The sequence below is a fragment of the Kribbella sp. NPDC059898 genome (assembly GCF_042730855.1).
GTDB lineage: Bacteria > Actinomycetota > Actinomycetes > Propionibacteriales > Kribbellaceae > Kribbella.
On sequence record NZ_JBHWKR010000002.1, the window covers coordinates 526,313 to 543,653 of the forward strand.

The following is a 17,341-nucleotide window of genomic DNA, read 5'->3' on the forward strand; positions in this document are numbered from 1 at the left end:
TCCATCATGGACACAGGCGCAGCCGGGTGCCAGGTGCTGCGAGTAATAGGATAACCAGGCTCTCACCACCAGGCTCGGTGTGCGCTCAGGCTGGACGCATGACCGACCAGCTCCAAGCCACGACAGTCCCGGTCGGCGCCCGGTCTCGGGCCGCCACGGGGCTTGGGCCGATGGCCCTCTCCAGCCTGCTCTTCGGCGCCCTGTTGCCGGCGCTTTCCTTCTTCATGATCAACGTCTCGCTCCCGGCCATCGCGAAGGACCTGCGCGCGGACGCCGGGCAACTGCAGCTCGTCGTCGGCGGCTACGGCATCGCGGTGGCGACGCTGCTGGTCGTCGGCGGCCGGCTCGGCGACAGCTTCGGCCGCCGCCGGCTGTTCCTGATCGGGCTCGCGGGCTTCACCGTGACCGCCCTGATCTGCGCGATCGCCCCGACGATCGGCGTCCTGCTCGCGGCCCGGATCGTGCAGGGCATCTCCGGCGCCGCGATCACGCCCCAGGTGCTCGCATCGATCACCAGCTTGCTCTCCGGCGAACACCGGGCCCGCGCGATGGCCTGGTTCGGTGTCGCGAACGGCATCGCGGCGGCGCTCGGCCAGATCCTCGGCGGCGTCCTGATCGAGGCCAACCTGTTCGGCCTCGGTTGGCGCGCGGTGTTCCTGATCTTCGTACCGGTCGGCATCCTCGCCATCATCGTGGCTTCACGCGCAGTCCCAGAGAACAAAGCGGACCAGGTGCATCGCGTTGACCTCATCGGCGCGGTCCTGCTCGCAATCACGCTCGTACTGTTGCTGCTGCCGCTCACGGAAGGCAGGCCGCTCGGCTGGCCGCTGTGGACGTGGCTGAGCCTCGCGGCCGTCGTACCGGCGACAGCAGGCCTCGCATTGCACCAGCACCGGGCTGAACGGTCAGGCCACTCCCCGTTGATCCCGCCGACCGTACTGCGGTTGCGTGCGATGCGGACGGGTCTACTGCTGGCGGTGGGGTTCTTCACGACATTCGGCGGCTTCATGTTCTGCTTCGCGCTTGCCACGCAGGGCGAGGCGCACATGACCCCGTTGGAGGGCGGCCTGAGCCTGCTACCGCTGGCTGTCGGCTTCCTGATCACGTCGGTCTACGGCCCGCAGTTGCAGCAGCGGTACGGCGCAGGCCTCATTCTTCGCGGCTGGATCATCCAGGCGGTCGGCTACGCCCTGCTGGCCGTCGTCGCACTGACCCTGTGGCCTCACGTCAACCCGTTGACCATCGGTGCGCCGCTGCTGGTAGCCGGTGTGGGTTCAGGACTCGTCATGGTGCCGCTGATCGGCGTAGTCGTCGGCCAGGTGCCGCCAGCGCAGGCAGGCATGGGCAGCGGCATCCTGCTGACCACCCAGCAGACCTGCCTCGCACTGGGAGCAGCCACGGTCGGTACGGCGTACCTGTCGATAGCCGGCACCAGCTGGGGCCAGGGCGGCGCACTGGCCACGGTAGGGCTCGCGATCACGGTCATCTCGTTGCTGATGACCCCGGTCACGCACCAGCTGCGGTCCAGTGGGAAGGCCGCGTAAGAGCGTTCGGGAGCTTGCTGGTGCGGTCGCCGCGCGCGGCGTTGACCTGGGACTGGGTGAGGAACAGTGCGCCCGTCAGGTCGGCGCCGCGCAGGTCTGCGTCGCGGAGATCCGCGCCGATCAGGTCCGCCCGCCGGAGGTCGGCCTGGCGGAGGTCGGCACCGATCAGGTAGGCGCCGCGGAGGTTCGCCTTCGACAGGTCGGCCCCGCGCAGCCGCGCACCGATCAGATCGGCGCCGCGGCGTTCCTTCTTCTTCGGCTGCCTGCCGCGGACGGTCCGGCTGGTCTCCAGCAGGATCTCGTTGACCGCGGCCCGCTCGGCGACCACGTCGACGTCCGCGAGGTTCGGCGTACGGCTGACGCGTTCTACTCGGTCGATCGCCGGTTGCGCGTCGGCGTTGTGTTCAAGGGCTTCCGTCAGGTACCAGAGCAGCTCGTGCAGCTGGCGCAGGATCGGGAGCGCGGCGAACATCTCCGGCCCGCGCTTCGAGAGCTCCTGGCCGGCGCCGAAGCAGTCGTACACCGTGCAGCCCGGGAAGCCCTTCGTTCGTAGCCGGCTGTGGATCGTGCAGCGGTGGTCGTCGCTCAGGTTCGGGCAGGGCTCACCCGCGGGTTTGTCGATCGCGAAATCCGCCGACTTCGCGAACGTCAGGACGACGCAGCAGAGGCCGACGCACCTGCTGCAGTCGGCCTGCAGGTCAGTTCTGGTCGGCAACCGTCTGGCCGGTCCGGCGCCAGCGGACGCCGGCCTCGATGAACTCGTCGATCTCGCCGTCGAAGACCCCGGAGGTGTTACCGGACTCGAACTGCGTCCGCAGGTCCTTCACCATCTGGTACGGGTGCAGGACGTACGAGCGCATCTGGTCGCCCCACGAACCGGCCACGTCACCGCGCAGCGCGTCCAGCTGGGCCCGCTCCTCGGCCTTCTTCAGCGCGAGCAGCTTCGCCTTCAGGATGACCATCGCGCTGGCCTTGTTCTGCAGCTGGGACTTCTCGTTCTGGCAGGAGACCACGGTGCCGGTCGGGAGATGCGTGATCCGGACCGCGGAGTCGGTGGTGTTGACGCTCTGCCCACCCGGACCCGACGACCGGTACACGTCGATCCGCAGCTCTTCTTCCGGTACGTCGATCTCGTCGGTCTGCTCGAGCACCGGGACCACCTCGACGGCGGCGAACGACGTCTGCCGGCGGCCCTGGTTGTCGAACGGCGAGATCCGCACCAGCCGGTGCGTCCCGGACTCGACACTCAGCGTGCCGTACGCGTACGGCGCCTTGACCCCGAACGTGGTCGACTTGAGCCCGGCCTCTTCGGCGTAGGACGTGTCGTAGACCTCCGTCGGGTACCCGTGCCGCTCGGCCCAGCGCAGGTACATCCGCTGCAGCATCTCGGCGAAGTCCGCGGCGTCCACACCGCCCGCGCCGGAGCGGATCGTGACCAGCGCCTCGCGCTCGTCGTACTCGCCGGACAGCAGCGTGCGGACCTCCAGCGACTGGATCGCCTTGGCCACCGGGCCGAGATCCTTCTCCGCCTCGGCGAGGGTGTCGGCGTCGTTCGCCTCGCGGCCGAGCTCGACCAGCGCACCGAGGTCGTCAAGCCGGCCGCGCAGCGCGGTCACCCGCTCCACGTCCGACTGCAGGCTGGACAGTCGCGACGTCACCTTCTGCGCGTTCGCCTGGTCGTCCCAGAGGTCGGGCGCGGCGACCTGCTCGCCGAGCTCGTCGATCTCCTTGCGCAGCGCAGGGAGATCGAGCACTTTCTCGATCGAGGTCATCGTCACGTCGAGCTGCTTCAGCTCCGCGTCAAAATCCAGTCCAGCCACAACCAAGCAGCTTAGCTCAGCCGAGACCGCGACGAAGAACGGCGAAGACCTCGGCGACGGCCTGCTCCAGCTCCCGTTGGGCCTGGTCGAGCTCCGCGGGTGACGCATCGTCGGGCAGGACCGTCATCAAACGCTCCTCGAGCACCTTCTGCGCGGCGGCGTACAGCGCTGCTGTCAGCCGGTTCTTGAGCGGATCCGGGGATCGCTCGTCGAGCGCCTCGGTGAGCGACCGCTCCAGTTCCTCGGCGGTGCGGCGACGCCTCGCCAGCAGTGCGGGACTGCCCTCGATCGTGCGGACGAACTGCTTCCAGGTCGCCAGATGCCCGACCTCCAGCCGGTCCCGCGTCTCCTGCAGGTACTGCGTTTCCAGGACGCTGACCGGGTCCGCGTCCGCCGGTGCCGCGCGGATCGCCCGCGCCGGCCCGGTCCACCAGCCCTTCTCGTCGAAGAACAGGTCCTCCTTGGCCGGGAAGTGGTTGAACACCGTCTGTACGGCCACGTCCGCGGCCCGCGCCACCTCCGCCACCGTCACCGCGTCGAAGCCGCGCTCGAGGAACAGACCGGTGGCCACGTCCGAGATGGCCTGCCTGGTCTGCTGCTTCTTGCGTTCCCGCCGCCCCAGCTCCATTGCGCTCACTGTAGTGGATCTGTTTTACTGAATCCATTGTTGTAGTCACTACATCTTTGGAGCACATCCAATGACGATTCTCGTCACCGGCGGCCGCGGCGCGATCGCCCGCGCCGTCACCGCCTCGCTGACCGAGGCCGGCCAGGACGTCCGCGTCGCCAGCCGCGAACCGGACGCCGTACCCTCAGCCGTCGCGTACGACGCCGCCGACCCGGCACCCGCCCTCGACGGCATCACCCAGGTCTTCCTGTACTCCGACCCGTCGACAGCGCCCGCCTTCGTGGCCGCGGCCGAGGCGGCCGGGGTCAAACAGGTCGTGCTGCTCTCGTCGCTGTCGTCGCTCGGCGGCCCCGAGGACCCGCACGCGAAGACCGAGCAAGTGATCGCCTCCGGTTCGTACGCGACCACCCGGCTGCAGCCCGGCGCGTTCATGAGCAACGCGAAGTACTGGGCGCACCAGGTCCGCGCGACTGGCCAGATCCGGCTGCCGTACCTGGACGCAGAGGAGGCCCCGATCCACGGGCGCGACATCGCCGACGCCGCGGTCCGGGTGCTGCTCGACGGTCCGGGCACCGCGCACGACGGCCGCGGGTACCCGATGACCGGCCCGGAGTCGATGACCCGCCGGCACCAGATCGAGCTCGTCACGGCCGTGACCGGCGTACCGATCGAGGCCGTCGACCTTACCCCGGACGAGGCCCGCGCCGAGATGGGCATGCGCGACGAGGGCCAACGTGAAACCCTGCTCGCCTACTGGGCGTCCCGCGTCGGCACCCCGGCCACGATCGAGCCCGGCGTCGAACTCCTCACCGGCCACACCGCCCGGCCCTTCACCACCTGGCTCACCGACAACCCGGGCCTGTTCAACGGATAGGGACGATCGCGGCCGACTCCGAGGAGACGTCGGCCGAGCCGGGAAAGCCCGGCGGGCGGAACGGGAGCTCCGTGGTGGAGGTGAGCCGGACCGTCACCGTCGTACCCTCGACGTCCACCGACCAGTCGAGGTTGCCGAACCTGTTGCTTGCGGCAACATCGTCGAGGTAGTCCGCGGTCAGCCGGCGGGCCTGGTCCGGGTCGATCGCGGCGTTCCCGCCCGCACCCGGCTGCGCGTAGACCGCGGCCAGCCCGTTCGCGGCGGCGAGGACGGCGCCGTCGGCGGTGGCGTCCAGGTCGCGGCGGACCAGGAACGCCTTGGAGATGTCGGTGACCACCACGACCATCAGCAGGATCACCACGGCGAACCCGACGATCAGCATCGTCATCTGCCCGTCCTCGCCGCGCTTGCGGCGGGTCATCCGTCGCCCTTGGCTTCGCGGTAGTCGCCGAACGCCTCGGTGTGCGAGGCACTGATCCGGATCGCCGGCGGCTCACCGCCGAGCGCGTCCGGGATCAGCGGCAGCCGGACCTTCGTCTCCAGCGTGACGGTCACGGTCGAGCCCGGCTGCAGACAGGCCGGGTCGCAGCTGATCCGGAGCTCGTCGGCCGACAGCTCCATCCCCTGGTCCCGCATCGCCAGCTGCGCGGCCGCGAACGCGCGGGCCCGCGCCTCGTCCTCGGACATCCCGTCCGGCACGATCACGAACGCCCGCCCGGCGGCCCGGGTCGCCGCGGTCGCGCCGTACGACGCCCGCTGGACGTCGAACACGCCGAGCATCATGTAGACCAGCGGCACCATCAGCAGGATCGCCAGCCAGGAGAACTCCACGACCGCGCTGCCCCGCTCGTCCCGGCGGCGCTTCACTCGCCGGTCTCCTTCACCGCATGTCCCTGGACGGAGAACGAGATCCCGGGTCCCCACAACCCGAGCGGCGGCATGTGGGCACGCACCGACACCACGACGCCGGGCTGCCCGTCGATGTCGGTCGCGTCCCCGGACACCGAGTCGATCAGGTTGTCCGTCACCACGCCGTTGATCAGCTCGCGGGTCCGCGTCGCACCGTCGGCCGGTGCCCGGTTGAGCACGGCCGCGTAGTGCGCGCCCTCGGAGGCGGCAGCGGTCACGGTGTTGCGGACGTACAGGAACAGGCCGACCTGGAGGATGCCGAGGAACAACGGCACCAGGATCGTCGACACCAGCACGAAGTCGACGACCGCCGATCCCCGCTCGTCGCGGGTCCCGCGCATTATTTGTTGGCGACCGACGACAGCGCAGACCTGAGCATTTCGACCAGTTGGTCCTTGGCGAGCGTCCAGATCGCGACGACCAGGCCGGCCGTCATCACGGTGATCAGCACCCAGCCCGGCACGTCACCGCGTTCCTTCGCCGCAGGACGTGGCTTCAGCAGCAACGTCAGGTACAGCCTCGTCAGGTACAGGGACATGACCTCTCCTCAGTTCATCCGGCGATCAGCCGGATTCCGACAGCGCCCGGGTAGAAGGCGAAGGCGATGGTCACCGGCAGGACCAGGAAGATCACCGGCACCATCATGGCGATTTCGCGGCGCGCGCCGGACTCGATCAGCTCGCGGCGCCCGGCTTCCCGGATGTCGCCGGCCTGCGCCCGCAGCACGTCGGCCAGCGGGGTGCCGCGCTCGAGCGCCACCGCCAGCCCGTCCGCGAAGCGCGACAGCGCCAGCAACCCGGTGCGGTCCGCGAGCGCGTCGAGTGCGCGGACCAGTGACTCTCCCGCCCTGGTCTCCGCCAGAACGCGTTTCAGTTCGTTCGCCAGCTCGCCGCGGGACGACCGCGCCACCCGGTCGAGCGCGGCGGCCGGCCCTTCACCGGCGGCGACCGACAACGCCAGCAGCTCGGCCACGGTCGGCAGCTCCGCCAGCAGCCGCCGCTCCCGGCGCCGCACCTGGGTGGTCAGGTACGTGTCGCGCCCGAGCACCGCGACGATCCCGAGCACCAGACAGAACACCAGCAGCCCGACCGGGTCCCCGAATCCGACCGCGACCGCGACGATCGAGATCACCAGCCCGGCCCCGAACGCGATCGCGCCCCAGAGCAGCTGCTCGATCCGGAACTCCTCGACCGTCCGCTCCAGCCCGGCCCGCTCCAGCCTCCGGCGGATCGTGTTCGCGCCGCCGAGGATCCGCTCCAGCCGCCGCGCCGCGGACCGCAGCGACGGACCGAACAGCCGCAGGATCGCGTAGAACGGCGACCGCGAGTCGATCACCCCGACGAACACGTCGGGCGCCCCGAGATCCCGCAGGTACGGCGAGATCCGCTCGTCCACGGTGGGTTTCCGCAGGAACGGCAACCGCAGTACGACGATCAGCAGCCCGGCGCCGAGCACCGCGCCGAGGAAGCCGCCGAGCAGGAACGGGCTCATCGCAGCACCCGCTCGGGCTCGGGCAGCCGGCCGATCCGCAGCATCACCCGGTACGCGATCACGCAGATGCCGGCGCCGGCCGCGATGATCGCGGCACCGACGGGCGAGTTGTACCGCTGGATGACGTCGCCCTGGAAGGACAGCAGCAGCAACACCAGCCACGGTGCCGCGACCGCGACGCGCGCACCGTTGACCGACCACGACTGCCGGGACTCGAGCTCGGACCGGGTGCGGGCGTCCTCGCGCAGGAACGACGACAGCGACCGCAGCAGCCGGCCGAGGTCGCCGCCGCCGACCTCCCGCGCGATCCGCAGCGCCTCCACCACCCGGTCGCCGACCGGGTCGGCGAGCCGCGCCTTCAACCGGTCCAGCGACTCGGCGAACCGCCCGGTGGAGGCGTAGTCCGCGCCGAACCGCCGGAACGGCTCCCGCAACTGCACCGGCCCGCGCTCGCCGACCTGGGCCAGTGCCTCCGACAACGACAGCCCGGCCCGCACCGCCGACGCGACGTTGTCGACGACATCGGGCCACAGCTCGCGGAACTCGGCCAGCCGCTTCCGGGCCCGCGATCGCAACAGCGCGATCGGCAGCCAGCCGGCCATCAACGCGAACACCAGCGCGACCGGGAGCGTCTTGGACACCACGAACATCAGCAGGAACGCGACCAGTGCCAGGATCACGCACGCGCCGATGAACGCCCCCGGCGTCAGGCCCTCGATCCCGCGCTCGCGAGCAGGTCCCGGCTCCGGGAGCGCAACCGCCCGTCAGTCCCCGGCACCGCCTCGGCCGGAGCCACGAACGCCGCGATGATCAGCAGCAGCCCGACCCCGAAGAACAGCCCGATCAGCAGCCCCATCAGCCCCCACCTCGCGGCAGCTCGGTGAGCAGCCCGGCCACGTTGTACCCGGCCTGCTGGAACCGCTCCAGGTGCGGCAACTGGCCCTCGGCGCGACGCAGATACCCGTCGTAGGTCTGGAAGAGGGTCTCGGTCTCGATCGCCTGCTCCTCGAGCCGCCCGGTGACCGCGACGATCTCCCGCACCCGCCGGCGTCCGTCGGCCGCGATCCCGAGGTGGACGACGAGGTCGACGCAGCCCGCCACCGTCGGCAGCACGAACCTCGAGCCGATGTTCTCCCCGGCCAGCAACGGCAGCGTGCACATCTTGGTCAGCGCCTCCCGCGCCGAGTTCGCGTGGATCGTGCACATCCCGGGGAGGCCGCTGTTCAGCGCGAGCAGCAGGTCGAGGCACTCCTCGCCGCGCACCTCGCCGACGATCACCCGGGACGGCCGCATCCGCAGCGACTCCTTCACCAGGTCGCGCAGCCGCACCTCGCCGGTGCCCTCCAGCCCGGCCTGCCTGGTCTGCATCGACACCCAGTCGGGGATCGGCAGCTTGATCTCGAAGACCTCCTCGCAGCTGATCACCCGCTCGCTGCCGGGGATCGAACCGGCCAGCGCGTTCAGCATCGTGGTCTTGCCGGCCTGCGTGCCGCCGGAGACCAGCACATTGAGGCCGACGGCAACGGAAGCCTCGAGCACGGCGGCCGCGTGCGGCGTCAACGACCCGAGCTGGACCATGTCGGTCAGCCGGGTGGCCCGGACGGTGAACTTGCGGATGTTGATCGCGGCGTACCGCTGGGTGATGCCGCCGAGCACGATGTGCACCCGGCTGCCGTCCGGGAGCCGGGCGTCGGTGAACGGCTGCGAGACGTCGATCCGGCGGCCGGTGGTCTTCAGCATCCGCTCGACCAGGTCGCCGACCTCTTCCTCGGTCAGCACGGTGGTGGTCAGCTCGTGTCGGCCCTCGCGGGCGATGAACACCCGGCTCGGCTCGTTGATCCAGATCTCCTCGACCGTCGGGTCGTCCAGGTAGCGCTGCAGCGGCCCGAAGCCGGCGACCCGGTCGTGCACCTCCCGGCTGACCGCCTCCAGGTCGCCAATCGGCGGCACCACGCCGGTCAGACTGCGCTCGTCGTACTCGCGCACGACGGTCGCGACGATGTGGTTCACCGCGCCCGGGTCGCGGAGCGGGTCGATGCCCTCGCGCCGGACCAGGTCGCGCACCTGGGCGTCGATCAGCTCAACGGCGCCGTTCCAGCCGGAGCGGTGCGCGTCGAGCCTGTCCGCTGTCATCGATCTCCCCGTGTGAGTCCCGTCCGGCGACCACTCTCGGTCACCATGCGGGCCATCCTTTCAACTTCTGCGGACCGGGCGCCACTCGCGGCCGCACTGCCTGTGGATAACCGTGACACGCCGGTGGCTCACTCACCGTATCGACGGGCTCACCCCAGGTCCAGAATTCTGCAGCTTGTTGCAATCGGTGGGTAACAGAATCGCGACTCGCGGCGTCGAACCGGGTGACAGGGACCTCGGGAGGGTGCTTTGACACGGTCGACAGAGGATTTCGAGGAGTTCGCCAGAGCGCGGACCCCACAGCTGTACCGGTCGGCGTGGCTGCTGGCCGGTGAGCACCATCTGGCCGAGGACCTGGTCCAGGAGACGCTCGCCAAGCTGTACCGGGCCTGGCGGCGGGTGGAGCAGACCGACAACCCGGCGGCGTACGCGCAGACCGTCCTGGCACGCACGTACATCTCCCAACGCCGTCGCAAAAGCTCGACGGAGCGACCTGTTGAACGCACACCGGACCGCCCGGACCGCAGTGGGGACCACGAGCTTCGTCTTTCGTTGCTCCAGGCACTGGCCGAGCTGTCGCCGATGGACAGAGCAGTGCTGGTACTGCGGTACTTCGAGGATCGCAGCGCGGAGCAGGTCGCGTACGACCTCGGTAAGAACACCGGTGCGATCAGAACGCGCACCTCTCGCGCGCTAGGTCGGCTGCGGACGGTCCTCGGCGACGAAGCCGTCTACCTGGCCTGGGAGCCCTGCCAATGAACGACTACCTCCCCGACCTGATGCGCCGGGCCACCGAGGACCTCCAACCGGACACACAGGACCTTGTTGCTCGCGGCATCCGTCGCGGCAGGGTGCTACGCCGTCGCCGTACAGCGTTGGCTGTTCTGTCCGGTGCGGCTGCGGTGCTGGTTACGGTCGGTATCGTTTTCGGGGTCGCCAACACCCGTGCGGCCGAGGTACCACCGGCCACGACACCTACGGTCCCAGCACCGCACAAGACCGTGCGGCCCTCACAGCCCGTGACACCTGCGCAGACGCTGGCGACGTTGACCGGTCTGCTGCCGGCAGGGCTCACACCGATGAACTCGACGACGTCCGGCGGCTACGGGCTCGGTACCAACGAGGCCACGGTCCTGCTGGACGACGGTGCCGGGCCTTCGCTGCTGACATTGAGCATCACCACCGCGGACACGATCACCGACTGCAATCCGTTCCCGCCAGGCTCCTGCACCATCCACGCGGACCACAGCGTGCATGTGCTGTACGACAACGAGCCTTTGTACCGGGATGGACCCAACCCAGGCGGTGTCAGGGAGACCACGGTCGAGCTGTTCCGTCCGGACGGGACACAGATCAGTCTGACCAACTACAACGCGCGGAGCGAGAAGAGCGAGCACAGTCGCCGGGCTCCGCTCCTGACAGCCACACAGCTCGCGCGGATCGCTGCCAGCACCCAGTGGGTGTTCCCACCGCGTCAGGCGGCCAACTTCCAGGCCAAATGAGTCAGCGGTGGACGAGCGTGTGCTCGAACGAGTAGCGGCTCGCGCGGTACAGGTGGGAGCCGTACTCGACCGGCTGGCCGTGGTCGTCGTACGTGATCCTTGTCGTCGCCAGGAGCGGTGCGCCCGGTTCCTCCGACAGCAGTCGCGCCTGCTCGATCGTTGCGGGAATGGCCGAGATCGTCTGGTGTGCCACCTTCAGCCGGACGCCCTCGGCACGCAGCAGTTCGTACAGCCCTCGCTCGGCCAGCGTGGCCGGGTCCGTCTCCAGGATCTCGGGCGGCAGCCAGTTGCGCATCAGCGCGAGCGGTTCGCCGTCAGCACGCCGGAGCCGCTCCAGCCGGAGTACACGGTCGTCCTGCTCGCACTGCAACGCCGCGGCGACCTCTGGCGTCGCGGGCGAGATCCCGAAGCGCAGTACGTCGGTCTGCGGTTTGCGGTGCGCCGCGGCCAGGTCGTCGTACAGGCTGGTCAGTTCGAGCGAACGGCGTACCTGTCCGGAGCTGCCGACCACCTGGGTGCCGACGCCCCGCTTGCGGACCAGCAGACCCTGGTCGACCAGCCGGGCGATCGCCTGCCGCACGGTCGGGCGGCTCAGCCCGTACGCCTCCGCCAGGTCGACCTCGTTGCTCAGCCGGGAGCCGACGGGCAGTTCGCCATCCTGGATGGCCGCCTCCAGCTGCTGCGCCAGCTGCACGTGCAACGGCGTACGGCTGTTCCGATCGACCTGGACCTGGACGGTACTCATGGGCTCATCCTGAGGGCTGGACCGGGTTCCGTCGAGCCGCCGAGGGGATTTGATCAGACATGCTCAGCGGTGAACGTTCGGTGAACCGAGTCCGGATCCCGGGCAGCCGGTGTCCCGGGACCGCGCCCGTCAGGCAGGATGGCGCGTTCGCTGCCGGGGCAGGGGACTACCCTTACCGGCGGAACACGCCCCTTGGACGAACCGCCGTACCGGATCTCCGGTACGGCCGACCCTCGAAGGAGAAGGCATGGAACCGCTGCGGATCGGCATCCTCGGTGCCGCCCGGATCGCCGGCCGGGCCATCGTCGAGCCGGCCAAGCTGACCGGAGCCCGGCTGGTCGCGGTCGCTGCGCGCGACGCCGACCGGGCCGCGGCGTTCGCGACCGAACACGGGGTCGAACGGGTCCATGCGTCGTACCAGGAACTGCTCGACGATCCCGAGATCGAAGCGATCTACAACCCGTTGGCCAACGGTCTGCACGGCCCGTGGAACCTGCGGGCGCTGGCAGCCGGCAAGCACGTACTGACCGAGAAGCCGTCCGCCAGCAACGCCGCAGAGGCGCTGCAGGTGCAAGAGGCTGTGCACTCGTCCGGCCTGGTCTTCATGGAGGCCTTCCACTACGCGTACCACCCGGTGATGCGGCGGCTGCTGGAGCTGGTCACCAAGGGTGAGCTGGGCGAGCTGCAGCAGGTCGAGGCGACCATGGTGATGCCGCCGCCGGCTGACGACGACCCGCGGTGGTCGCTGCCCCTCGCAGGCGGTGTCGTGATGGATGTCGGCTGCTACGCGCTGCACGCGCAGCGCATGTTCGCTTCTTGTGCGGGTGGCGCGCCGAAGGTGCTCAACGCCCGCGCGGGCGAGCGGAAGCGGATGCCTGGCGTCGACGAGTGGCTGAACGCGGACCTGGAGTTCCCGAGCGGTGCGACCGGTACGGTCCGGACCAGCATGGCGGCCGAGTCGCTCGAGTTCAGCCTCAAGGTCGTCGGCAGCCGCGGTGAGGCATTCGCCCCGTTCTACGTCCTGCCACAGAACGACGACCGCGTGATCGTCACAACCAAGGAAGACACCTGGGTCGAACACCTCGGCACCCGTATGTCGTACACGTACCAGCTGGAGGCCTTCGCCGGCGCGATCCGCAACGGCGCCCCGCTGCTCACGGACGCGGACGACGCGCTGGCCACGATGCGGCTGATCGACGAGTGCTACGTCGCGGCCGGGATGACGCCGCGGCCGTCCTCGTCGAGCTGATCGTTGCGGCCGGCAACGGCATGCGCGAACGCCTGCACGAACGGGTGCGGACGCGTGCCGTCGCCGGCCAGCTCCGGCTGGAACAGCGTCGCCAGGTAGAACGGGTGCCCGGGCAGCTCGGCGATCCGCGGTTCGCCCGCGTCGTCGTACCCGCTGAACACCATCCCGTTCTCCCGCAGGAGGTCGAGCCTGCTGCTGTCGAGCCCGTACGAACAGTGGTACCGCTCCGTGGACCGCTCTACGCCCAGTAGCTCGGCCGCACGCGTGCCCGGCGCCACCTGTACGGCGCCCTCGTGGCCGTCGAGCGAACACTGTAGCGGGACGATCAGCAGGTCGTCCGCGTCCGGCGTACTCTCCCCGTGCTGTACGCCGGTCGCACCGCAGACGTTGCGCGCGTACTCGAGCATGGCGTGCTGGAAACCACCGCAAGTCCCCAGGAACGGGATGCCCCGCTCGCGGGCCGTCCGTACCGCCTGGATCGCGCCCGTCTCGCTCTTGTACGGGCTGCCCGGCAGCAGCCAGACCCCGTCGAACCCGTCGACCGGCTGGTCGGTGGGGACCCAGTAGACGTCGAGGTCCAGGTGGTCGCGTTCTTCGAGCTGCCGGAGCAGCCCGGGGATCCGGGCGTGCGAGCGAACGTGCGGCGAGCGGTCACCGACCAGGGCGAGGCGTCCGGAGTAGGCGTTCATGGCTTCATCCTGGGCGCTCGACATGGATCAGCGCCAACGATGATCTCTGCACGGTCGATCAGAGATACTGATACTCGTGGATCCTCACCTGCTGCGGACATTCGTCACGGTCGCCTCGTGCGGCTCGTTCTCCGCGGCGGCGTCGCAGCTCGGCTACACCCAGTCCGCTGTCTCCCAACACATCGCCGCCTTGGAGGGCGACCTCGGTACGCCGCTCCTCCGCCGGCGTCCCGTCGTACCGACCCCGGCCGGCGAACGGCTGCTCGAACATGCCGGCCCGTTGCTGCTACGCCTGGAGGCCGCGCGGGCCGACGTACGCCGGACGATCGGGGTCCCGCCGGGCACGCTCACGCTGGCCGCGTCGCCGTTGTCCGCCGTGTCGCTCCCGGCCGCGCTCCGGGAGGTACGCCATACCCATCCAGGCACCGAGATCACCCTGACCGTCTGCGGCCGCGCGCAGGTCATGGAGGGCGTAGCCGCCGGTACTTTCACGCTTGGCCTCACCGACGGCGTAGCCGCTCCCACTGACCCGCTTCACCTCTCGAGCGCCGTACAACTCCACACAACTCCGATTGCCCATACCGAGCTGGTCGTGGCCCTACCTCACCACCATCCCTTGGCCGGTGGCGGCCTGACGCTCGCTGGGCTCGTCGACGCGCGCTGGATCGACGCCCCCGACCTCGCCGCACCGCTCCCGGCCCTCCGTGCCGCTGCAGGCTCAGACGCGCTCCGTCCCGCCTTCACCTACAACGGCACCGACCTTCACACCCTCCTGACGTTGATTGCAGCCGGCCACGGCCTAGCGGTACTCCCCCTTACGGCAACCACTCAGGTCGTAGCCACGGCTCCACTCACCAGCCCCCGCCTGGTTCACCGCACCGAGCTCCTCCACGGCCACCTCCCCCACCCAGCCGCCGAGGCCCTGGCCGCCGTGCTCTCAAACCAGTAGCTGCTCAAGGCCTTTACACGTCATCGGCCGGTCCAGCACCCCGACCGCCTCCCGCTCGGCAAACACCGCGCTGTCGGCGGTTTCCGGATCGATCGCCTCACAGAACGCGTTGTACGCCCAGTTGAGCCACCCCGAGATCGCCACTGCGAAGGCCCCCATGTCCAGCCGCGGCCACTCCCGCACACCGCCGTAGCCGTCCTGGAATGCCTGGAGTGCCTTGACATTCAGGTCCGGCCGCAGCACCCATTGCGTGAGTGCCGCCCCAAGCTCCAGCTCCGGCGTCAACGACCCGGCGAAGTCCCACTCCATCGCCACGAACTCACCGTCACGTCCCTGCCGGACATGCGTCGGGATCAGGTTCCGATTGCAGAGCATCAACCGGCTGGGCGTCTCCAGCTCGATCTCCCGCAATTCGTCGACCGTCGGCAGGAACGCCTCGAGCCGTTCTGCCCAGGGCTTGTCCGCAGCACGCGCCCGTCCGAGCAGCTCCTGCCACTCGTCGGGTGAGCGCCGGTGCGTCAGGTACCACTGGATCGGCTCCTCGCTCGGAATCGCGAGCCCGTGCAGCGTCCCGAACACCGCGCCGGCACGACGGGCCAGGTCCGTCGACACCGGCAGCACCGGCGACGGCCCGACCTCCAGCCACTCGTGCACCCGCCAGTTCTCGCCACGCACACTCTCGACCAACCGCCCGTACGGACTCCTCGCAGGCACAGGCGCCGCCAGCCCAGCCGCTGTCGCCGCATCCCGCAGCCGAGCACCGACCTCCGCCTGCTCGTTGGTGATCCAGTGGTAGACCGTGACCGCAAGCCACCGCCCGCGGTCGGTCGTGATGTCCCAGCAGCGCCCCATTGCCGTGAACGTCACCGGTCGCGCCGGTGCGGTCACCTTCCCGAGCCCGAACACGGCGGCCAGTTCCTCAGCCAGCCCTGCCGGTGCGGTGGGCGTATCACCGGCCCGCCGCTCCACCTCGGCCTTCAACGCAGGCCAGTCACGCTCGCCGTACTCCCCGGCCAGCACCCGCTGCGCCTCCGCAAGCGACGTACCGGGCGTGGACTCCCGCAGCACAGCCAGCAGATCCTTGGCTTCCTTGCGCAGGAACTCGATACTCGGTCGATCCGGCAGCAGTCTCACAACGCGTCCTCTCGCGCCCGGACTCGCACGGGCCTCAAGAGAGCGTCGACAATCCGCCTCAATGATCGGATTGAGGTGGCTTCCAGCCTTCCGGCGAGTCTCGACGCGCCCTCACGCGCCCTTCGAAGCTACCCAACAAGCGCGCTGGCGGTCAATCAGTCGTGCGTCGGGAACCCGAGGTTGATTCCGCCGTGCGACGGATCGAGCCAGCGGGACGTGACGACCTTGCCGCGGGTGAAGAAGTGCACGCCCTCGGTGCCGTGCGCGTGCGTGTCGCCGAACAGCGAGTTCTTCCAGCCGCCGAACGAGTAGTACGCCATCGGTACCGGGATCGGCACGTTGATCCCGACCATCCCGACCTCGACCTCGTTCTGGAACCGTCGCGCCGCGCCGCCGTCGTTGGTGAAGATCGCCGTCCCGTTCCCGTACGGGTTCGAGTTCACCAGCTCGAGCGCCGCGTCGTACGACGTCGTCCGCACGACCGACAGCACCGGCCCGAAGATCTCGTCGGTGTAGATCGACATCTCCGGCGTGACCTTGTCGAACAGCGTCGGCCCCAGCCAGAACCCGTCGTCGCCGCCGTCGAAGTCGCCCTCGCGGCCGTCGACCACCAGCTCCGCGCCGGACTCGACTCCGGCCGCGACGTAGCCGGCGACCTTGTCCCGGTGCTCGCCGGTGACCAGCGGACCCATGTCGCACCCGCGGGTCCCGTCTCCGGTCTTCAGCTTGCCCATCCGCTCCTTGATCTTGCCGATCAGCTCGTCCGCGATCGGCTCGACCGCGACGAGTGCGGAGATCGCCATGCAGCGCTCACCGGCCGAACCGAAGCCGGCGTTCACGGCCGCGTCCGCCGCCAGGTCGAGGTCCGCGTCCGGCAGCACGATCATGTGGTTCTTCGCGCCGCCGAGCGCCTGCACGCGCTTGCCGTTCCGGGTGGCGTTCTCGTAGACGTACTTCGCGATCGGCGTCGAGCCGACGAACGACACCGACTTCACGTCGGGGTGCTCGAGCAGCCGGTCGACGGACTCCTTGTCGCCGTGCACGACGTTCACCACACCGTCCGGCAGCCCGGCCTCCTTCCACAGCTCGGCCATCGCGTTCGCCGCCGACGGGTCCTTCTCGGACGGCTTGATCACCACACTGTTGCCGCAGGCAACCGCGATCGGGACGAACCACATCGGCACCATCGCCGGGAAGTTGAACGGCGAGATCACCGCGCAGACGCCGAGCGGCTGGCGGATCGAGTACACGTCGACGTTGGTCGAGACGCCCTCGCTGTACCCGCCCTTGAGCAGGTGCGGGATGCCGCAGGCGAACTCGATCACCTCGAGCCCGCGGGTCACCTCGCCGAGCGCGTCGGACAGCACCTTGCCGTGCTCGGCGGTGATCAGCGCGGCGATGCGTTCCTTGTTCCGGCTGACGAGCTCGCGGTAGCCGAACAGGATCTGGGCGCGCTTCGTGAGGGAGGTCCGCGCCCACGCCTTCGAGGCGTCATGAGCGACCTTGACGACCTCGTCGACGGTCGCCGCCGAGGCCAGGTCCAGCTCGCCGGTGACCTCGCCGGTCGCCGGGTTGTAGACCTTGCTGGTCCGCTCGGCCACGCCGGTCCACGGGCTGCCGCCGACGAGGTGGGTGATGCGCTTGCTCTCAGTACTCACGATGCTTCCTCATCTT

At 69.6% G+C, this 17,341-nt stretch carries 21 protein-coding genes; 6 read left to right on the forward strand and 15 right to left on the reverse strand.

What is annotated here, in order from left to right; all coding sequences use genetic code 11:
* Positions 1-98 precede the first annotated feature (98 nt).
* Positions 99-1,544 (forward strand): MFS transporter, encoded by a 1,446-nt coding sequence (locus tag ACFV9C_RS08095; RefSeq protein ID WP_380191606.1) that lies wholly within the window; start codon positions 99-101, stop codon positions 1,542-1,544.
* On the opposite strand, the gene ACFV9C_RS08100 is transcribed toward ACFV9C_RS08095, so the two are convergent.
* Genes ACFV9C_RS08100 through ACFV9C_RS08110 form a run of 3 tightly spaced genes read right to left on the reverse strand, consistent with a single transcriptional unit; the run spans position 1,507 to position 3,992 of the window.
* Complete coding sequence (locus ACFV9C_RS08100; RefSeq protein ID WP_380191608.1) at positions 1,507-2,259, reverse strand: pentapeptide repeat-containing protein; 753 nt, start codon at positions 2,257-2,259, stop codon at positions 1,507-1,509. The genes ACFV9C_RS08095 and ACFV9C_RS08100 overlap by 38 nt on opposite strands.
* Positions 2,243-3,364 (reverse strand): peptide chain release factor 2, encoded by a 1,122-nt coding sequence (gene prfB, locus ACFV9C_RS08105; RefSeq protein ID WP_380191610.1) that lies wholly within the window; start codon positions 3,362-3,364, stop codon positions 2,243-2,245. The genes ACFV9C_RS08100 and prfB overlap by 17 nt, the downstream gene beginning before the upstream one ends.
* A gap of 16 nt (positions 3,365-3,380) precedes the next feature.
* Positions 3,381-3,992 carry a TetR/AcrR family transcriptional regulator gene (locus ACFV9C_RS08110; RefSeq protein ID WP_380191611.1) on the reverse strand — a complete coding sequence of 204 codons (612 nt, stop codon included), beginning with the start codon at positions 3,990-3,992 and terminating at the stop codon, positions 3,381-3,383.
* Positions 3,993-4,062: 70 nt separating this feature from the next.
* On the opposite strand from ACFV9C_RS08110, the gene ACFV9C_RS08115 reads away from it, so the two are divergent.
* A complete protein-coding gene (locus ACFV9C_RS08115) occupies positions 4,063-4,866 on the forward strand; it encodes a hypothetical protein (RefSeq protein ID WP_380191613.1) in 804 nt (267 codons plus the stop codon).
* Here the strand turns inward: ACFV9C_RS08115 and ACFV9C_RS08120 are convergent.
* Genes ACFV9C_RS08120 through ACFV9C_RS08155 form a run of 8 tightly spaced genes read right to left on the reverse strand, consistent with a single transcriptional unit; the run spans position 4,856 to position 9,399 of the window.
* Positions 4,856-5,287, reverse strand: a complete 432-nt coding sequence (locus ACFV9C_RS08120) for a pilus assembly protein TadG-related protein (RefSeq protein WP_380191615.1) — start codon at positions 5,285-5,287, stop codon at positions 4,856-4,858. The two genes, ACFV9C_RS08115 and ACFV9C_RS08120, sit on opposite strands and share 11 nt — an antisense overlap.
* The gene (locus tag ACFV9C_RS08125; RefSeq protein WP_380191617.1) at positions 5,284-5,733 is read right to left on the reverse strand and encodes a TadE/TadG family type IV pilus assembly protein; all 450 of its coding nucleotides are present in this window, start codon (positions 5,731-5,733) and stop codon (positions 5,284-5,286) included. The genes ACFV9C_RS08120 and ACFV9C_RS08125 overlap by 4 nt, the downstream gene beginning before the upstream one ends.
* Entirely contained in the window at positions 5,730-6,116 is a 387-nt protein-coding gene (locus ACFV9C_RS08130; protein WP_380191619.1) for a TadE/TadG family type IV pilus assembly protein, read from the reverse strand. The genes ACFV9C_RS08125 and ACFV9C_RS08130 overlap by 4 nt, the downstream gene beginning before the upstream one ends.
* A complete protein-coding gene (locus ACFV9C_RS08135; protein ID WP_380191621.1) occupies positions 6,116-6,313 on the reverse strand; it encodes a hypothetical protein in 198 nt (65 codons plus the stop codon). Before ACFV9C_RS08135 ends, ACFV9C_RS08130 begins: the two co-directional genes overlap by 1 nt.
* Before the next feature lie 14 nt (positions 6,314-6,327).
* On the reverse strand, positions 6,328-7,266 hold the full coding sequence (locus ACFV9C_RS08140) for a type II secretion system F family protein (RefSeq protein ID WP_380191623.1): 939 nt from the start codon (positions 7,264-7,266) through the stop codon (positions 6,328-6,330).
* The gene (locus tag ACFV9C_RS08145; RefSeq protein ID WP_380191625.1) at positions 7,263-7,946 is read right to left on the reverse strand and encodes a type II secretion system F family protein; all 684 of its coding nucleotides are present in this window, start codon (positions 7,944-7,946) and stop codon (positions 7,263-7,265) included. The genes ACFV9C_RS08140 and ACFV9C_RS08145 overlap by 4 nt, the downstream gene beginning before the upstream one ends.
* A 26-nt stretch (positions 7,947-7,972) precedes the next feature.
* Entirely contained in the window at positions 7,973-8,122 is a 150-nt protein-coding gene (locus ACFV9C_RS08150; protein WP_380191627.1) for a hypothetical protein, read from the reverse strand.
* A complete protein-coding gene (locus tag ACFV9C_RS08155) occupies positions 8,122-9,399 on the reverse strand; it encodes a CpaF family protein (RefSeq protein ID WP_380191629.1) in 1,278 nt (425 codons plus the stop codon). The genes ACFV9C_RS08150 and ACFV9C_RS08155 overlap by 1 nt, the downstream gene beginning before the upstream one ends.
* 249 nt (positions 9,400-9,648) lie before the next feature.
* Between ACFV9C_RS08155 and ACFV9C_RS08160 the strand changes: the two genes are divergently transcribed.
* Positions 9,649-10,158, forward strand: a complete 510-nt coding sequence (locus tag ACFV9C_RS08160; protein WP_380191631.1) for a SigE family RNA polymerase sigma factor — start codon at positions 9,649-9,651, stop codon at positions 10,156-10,158.
* The gene (locus tag ACFV9C_RS08165) at positions 10,155-10,901 is read left to right on the forward strand and encodes a hypothetical protein (RefSeq protein WP_380191633.1); all 747 of its coding nucleotides are present in this window, start codon (positions 10,155-10,157) and stop codon (positions 10,899-10,901) included. The genes ACFV9C_RS08160 and ACFV9C_RS08165 overlap by 4 nt, the downstream gene beginning before the upstream one ends.
* Position 10,902: 1 nt before the next feature.
* On the opposite strand, the gene ACFV9C_RS08170 is transcribed toward ACFV9C_RS08165, so the two are convergent.
* Complete coding sequence (locus tag ACFV9C_RS08170) at positions 10,903-11,646, reverse strand: GntR family transcriptional regulator (RefSeq protein ID WP_380191635.1); 744 nt, start codon at positions 11,644-11,646, stop codon at positions 10,903-10,905.
* 247 nt (positions 11,647-11,893) lie between these two features.
* Here ACFV9C_RS08170 and ACFV9C_RS08175 point away from each other — a divergent pair, with 247 nt between their 5' ends.
* The gene (locus tag ACFV9C_RS08175; RefSeq protein ID WP_380191637.1) at positions 11,894-12,895 is read left to right on the forward strand and encodes a Gfo/Idh/MocA family protein; all 1,002 of its coding nucleotides are present in this window, start codon (positions 11,894-11,896) and stop codon (positions 12,893-12,895) included.
* On the opposite strand, the gene ACFV9C_RS08180 is transcribed toward ACFV9C_RS08175, so the two are convergent.
* Positions 12,850-13,584 carry a hypothetical protein gene (locus ACFV9C_RS08180; protein ID WP_380191639.1) on the reverse strand — a complete coding sequence of 245 codons (735 nt, stop codon included), beginning with the start codon at positions 13,582-13,584 and terminating at the stop codon, positions 12,850-12,852. The two genes, ACFV9C_RS08175 and ACFV9C_RS08180, sit on opposite strands and share 46 nt — an antisense overlap.
* 76 nt (positions 13,585-13,660) lie before the next feature.
* Between ACFV9C_RS08180 and ACFV9C_RS08185 the strand changes: the two genes are divergently transcribed.
* A complete protein-coding gene (locus ACFV9C_RS08185) occupies positions 13,661-14,533 on the forward strand; it encodes a LysR family transcriptional regulator (RefSeq protein WP_380191640.1) in 873 nt (290 codons plus the stop codon).
* On the opposite strand, the gene ACFV9C_RS08190 is transcribed toward ACFV9C_RS08185, so the two are convergent.
* Positions 14,522-15,667: a hypothetical protein gene (locus ACFV9C_RS08190; protein ID WP_380191642.1), complete on the reverse strand. Its 1,146-nt coding sequence runs from the start codon at positions 15,665-15,667 to the stop codon at positions 14,522-14,524. The two genes, ACFV9C_RS08185 and ACFV9C_RS08190, sit on opposite strands and share 12 nt — an antisense overlap.
* A 155-nt stretch (positions 15,668-15,822) precedes the next feature.
* Positions 15,823-17,325 (reverse strand): CoA-acylating methylmalonate-semialdehyde dehydrogenase, encoded by a 1,503-nt coding sequence (locus ACFV9C_RS08195; RefSeq protein WP_380191644.1) that lies wholly within the window; start codon positions 17,323-17,325, stop codon positions 15,823-15,825.
* Positions 17,326-17,341 lie beyond the last annotated feature (16 nt).

What these genes read in the sequence shown, in the direction of transcription:
- ACFV9C_RS08095 (WP_380191606.1), top strand. Translation starts at nt 99, where the DNA reads ATGACCGACCAGCTCCAAGCCACGACAGTCCCGGTCGGCGCCCGGTCT.
- ACFV9C_RS08110 (WP_380191611.1), bottom strand. Translation starts at nt 3,992, where the DNA reads ATGGAGCTGGGGCGGCGGGAACGCAAGAAGCAGCAGACCAGGCAGGCC.
- ACFV9C_RS08115 (WP_380191613.1), top strand. Translation starts at nt 4,063, where the DNA reads ATGACGATTCTCGTCACCGGCGGCCGCGGCGCGATCGCCCGCGCCGTC.
- ACFV9C_RS08120 (WP_380191615.1), bottom strand. Translation starts at nt 5,287, where the DNA reads ATGACCCGCCGCAAGCGCGGCGAGGACGGGCAGATGACGATGCTGATC.
- ACFV9C_RS08130 (WP_380191619.1), bottom strand. Translation starts at nt 6,116, where the DNA reads ATGCGCGGGACCCGCGACGAGCGGGGATCGGCGGTCGTCGACTTCGTG.
- ACFV9C_RS08135 (WP_380191621.1), bottom strand. Translation starts at nt 6,313, where the DNA reads ATGTCCCTGTACCTGACGAGGCTGTACCTGACGTTGCTGCTGAAGCCA.
- ACFV9C_RS08140 (WP_380191623.1), bottom strand. Translation starts at nt 7,266, where the DNA reads ATGAGCCCGTTCCTGCTCGGCGGCTTCCTCGGCGCGGTGCTCGGCGCC.
- ACFV9C_RS08150 (WP_380191627.1), bottom strand. Translation starts at nt 8,122, where the DNA reads ATGGGGCTGCTGATCGGGCTGTTCTTCGGGGTCGGGCTGCTGCTGATC.
- ACFV9C_RS08155 (WP_380191629.1), bottom strand. Translation starts at nt 9,399, where the DNA reads ATGACAGCGGACAGGCTCGACGCGCACCGCTCCGGCTGGAACGGCGCC.
- ACFV9C_RS08165 (WP_380191633.1), top strand. Translation starts at nt 10,155, where the DNA reads ATGAACGACTACCTCCCCGACCTGATGCGCCGGGCCACCGAGGACCTC.
- ACFV9C_RS08170 (WP_380191635.1), bottom strand. Translation starts at nt 11,646, where the DNA reads ATGAGTACCGTCCAGGTCCAGGTCGATCGGAACAGCCGTACGCCGTTG.
- ACFV9C_RS08175 (WP_380191637.1), top strand. Translation starts at nt 11,894, where the DNA reads ATGGAACCGCTGCGGATCGGCATCCTCGGTGCCGCCCGGATCGCCGGC.
- ACFV9C_RS08180 (WP_380191639.1), bottom strand. Translation starts at nt 13,584, where the DNA reads ATGAACGCCTACTCCGGACGCCTCGCCCTGGTCGGTGACCGCTCGCCG.